Genomic DNA, 3,025 nt, shown 5'->3' with positions numbered 1-3,025 from the left:
CGCCACCGGCATCATGCTGTTCGAGATCCGCCGCGGCGCGCTGAAGCTGGGGCCGGACTAGACCATGATCCCAAATGGCGGCGTCCGGTTTTCGGACAAGATCATGGTCAAACAAGAGGGCATCAAATCGTGAGGTTCTGGTCCCCCTATTGCCTGCTGGTCGTCGTCGCCATTGCGCTCGACCAGTGGATCAAGCAGTTGGTGGAGGGCGGCCTCGCCTTTCAGGAGAAGGTCGATCTTTTGCCTTTCCTGGCGCTGTTCCGCACCTACAACACGGGCATCGCCTTCTCGATGTTCCAGTCTTTCGGCGATACCGGCCTGGTGGTGATCGCCGTCCTCGTCGTCGCCTTCGTGCTCTACCTCGCAACGCGCACGCCGGCGGGCCATGTGCTTGCCAGGATTGGCTTTGCACTGATCATCGGCGGCGCTCTCGGCAACCTGATCGACCGCGCCGTCTACGGCCACGTCATCGACTACATATTGTTCCACACGCCGGTTTGGTCCTTCGCCGTATTCAACCTAGCGGACGCCTTCATCTCGGTCGGTGCCGCGCTTGTCCTCTTCGACGAATTTGTCGGCTGGCGGCGCGAGCCCAAGCCCTCGCAAGATTGACCGCGCGCAGCCGCCGCCGCACAGTCCAGGCACCGCACAACCGGGGAGAAAAAAGTGTCCGAAACCTTCAAAGCCATCCTCGTTTCGCGCGACGCCGACAAGAAGCAGTCGGTCGCGGTCATCAACCTCACCGAAGCCGAACTGATGGAGGGCGACGTCACCGTCGCCGTCGAGGCGACGACGGTCAACTACAAGGATGGGCTGGCCATCACCGGCAAGGCGCCGGTCATCCGCCGCTGGCCGCTGGTGCCGGGCATCGATTTCGCTGGTACGGTGATCTCCTCCTCGCATGCCGACTGGCGCAAGGGCGACAGGGTGATCCTCAATGGCTGGGGCGTCGGCGAAACGCATTTCGGCGCCTTTGCCGGTCGCGCCCGCGTCAACGGCGACTGGCTGGTGCCGCTGCCCGAAGGCATGAGCCCGCATGATGCGATGGCGGTCGGCACTGCCGGCTACACGGCCATGCTCAGCGTCATGGCGCTCGAGCGGCACGGCATCGTCCCGGATCGCGGCCCGGTGGTGGTGACGGGCGCGGCCGGCGGCGTCGGCTCAGTCGCGGTCTCGATCCTCTCCAGCCTCGGCTACCATGTCATCGCCTCGACTGGCCGCAATGCCGAAAGCCCCTATCTGATCGACCTCGGCGCCGCCGAGGTGATCTCGCGCGATGAACTCACCCAGCCGGCAAAGCCGCTCGCCAAGGAGCGCTGGGCCGGCGGCGTCGATGCGGTCGGCAGCCACACACTGGCCAATGTTCTGTCGATGACCGCCTACGGCGGCGCGGTTGCCGCCTGCGGGCTTGCCGGCGGCATGGACCTGCCGGCGAGCGTTGCTCCCTTCATTCTGCGCGGCGTCTCACTGCTCGGCATCGATTCGGTGATGGCGCCGAAGGCGGTCCGCCTGGAGGCGTGGCGCCGCATCGGCGCCGACCTCGACCATGGCAAGCTCGCGACGCTGTCCAGGACCATCGGTTTTGACGATATAATCGACGCCGCGCGTGATATCGTCGATGGCAGGATCAGGGGTCGCGTCGTTGTCGATATGTGAGCGCTGACGGGCAAAAACCGCGCGACCGTTAAAATTCGAGCGATCCGCCGCAATCTTCCATAATGTCTCTGTGGCATGGCTTTCCGCATGATCGCGGAATCCGGCATCAAGGCGGCGGAGAGTGCCGATGGCGTGGACGGGCCGAACCCTGCTACGCCGAAGCGTCAGCTTGTCACCGCGCCGCCGCTGGCGCCCGTACTGCCGCCTGCCAATCCCGAAGGCCTGCCTTTCCTCACCGTCGTCGCCATCGCCGTGCTGGCGGGTCTGGCTCATCTCACCGGCGCGCCGATCTTCGTCACTCTCGGTCTGCTGGTGACCGGCCTCGCCGGCCTGGGCATGCATCTGCGCAACAAACGCAACGAACGCCTGGCCTCGGACTTGCTCGACGAGACCGCCGCCCGCAGCCGCGCCGAGATCGAGACCCTCGCCGACCGCATGTGGGAGATGCAGGAAAGCGAGGAGCGGTTTCGCGGGCTGATTGACGCGCTCGGCGATCTCGTCGTCCATCGCGATCGCGACGGCCATATCGTCTATGCCAACAAGGTTTTCGCCGACCTCGTCGAGGTCGACCAGCGCGATCTTGCCAGCAAGACGCTGTCGGAGCTCGGCATCGACGTCGGAATCGTTCCCGACGCCGCCTTCTCTGATCATGAATGCCTGAGCTCCACCGACGTCGCCGTCCGCACGCCGAACGGCCCGCGCTGGTTTTCCTGGATCGAGCTGTCGGTGCGCGACAAGGACAATGGCGCCGTCTCGCACCGGGCTATCGCGCGCGACATCACCGCCCGTAAGCGCGCCGAATCCTCGCTGATCACCGCCCGCGAGCGCGCCGAATATGCCAGCCAGGCCAAGTCGCGCTTCCTCGCCACCGTCAGCCACGAAATCCGCACGCCGATGAACGGCATCATGGGGATGGCCAAGCTGCTGGTCGACACCGATCTGTCGCCCGAGCAGCGCACCTATGTCGGAGCCGTCTCGACTTCGGCCAGCGCGCTGCTGGCGCTGATCGAGGATTTGCTCGACTACTCCAAGATCGAGGCCGGCCGCTTCGACCCCGAGCCGCAGCCGACGTCGGTGCGCGAAATCGCCAACAACATCATCGAACTGATGGCAGCGAAGGCCTTCGCCAAGAACATCGGCCTCGGCTGCCATGTCGAGCCGGACGTCCCGCAGATGATCACCGCCGATCCAGGCCGGGTGCGTCAGGTGCTGCTCAACCTCATCGGCAACGCCATCAAATTCACCGACACCGGTGGCGTGCTGCTCGGTGTCGCGCGGGCGCGCACCGAGACCACCGACCGCATCTGCTTCACCATTACCGACACTGGTCCGGGGCTGCGCGAAGAGGACATGGAACGCATCTTCGAGG

3 protein-coding genes are annotated in these 3,025 nt (G+C 65.2%); all 3 read left to right on the top strand.

Annotated features, from left to right (window positions below; genetic code table 11):
• Window positions 1-129 precede the first annotated feature (129 nt).
• Window positions 130-612, top strand: a complete 483-nt coding sequence (gene lspA / locus EN781_RS29725) for a signal peptidase II (RefSeq protein WP_126058288.1) — start codon at window positions 130-132, stop codon at window positions 610-612.
• 54 nt (window positions 613-666) lie between these two features.
• Window positions 667-1,656 carry an MDR family oxidoreductase gene (locus EN781_RS29720; RefSeq protein ID WP_126058287.1) on the top strand — a complete coding sequence of 330 codons (990 nt, stop codon included), beginning with the start codon at window positions 667-669 and terminating at the stop codon, window positions 1,654-1,656.
• A gap of 87 nt (window positions 1,657-1,743) precedes the next feature.
• On the top strand, window positions 1,744-3,025 hold a 1,282-nt coding region (locus tag EN781_RS29715; RefSeq protein WP_127400606.1), incomplete at its 3' end, for a histidine kinase dimerization/phospho-acceptor domain-containing protein.

It is taken from the genome of Mesorhizobium sp. M4A.F.Ca.ET.090.04.2.1, from assembly GCF_003999085.1.
GTDB lineage: Bacteria > Pseudomonadota > Alphaproteobacteria > Rhizobiales > Rhizobiaceae > Mesorhizobium.
The sequence above is the reverse complement of the archived record's forward strand: the minus strand, read 5'-3'. Positions and strand labels throughout refer to the sequence as shown.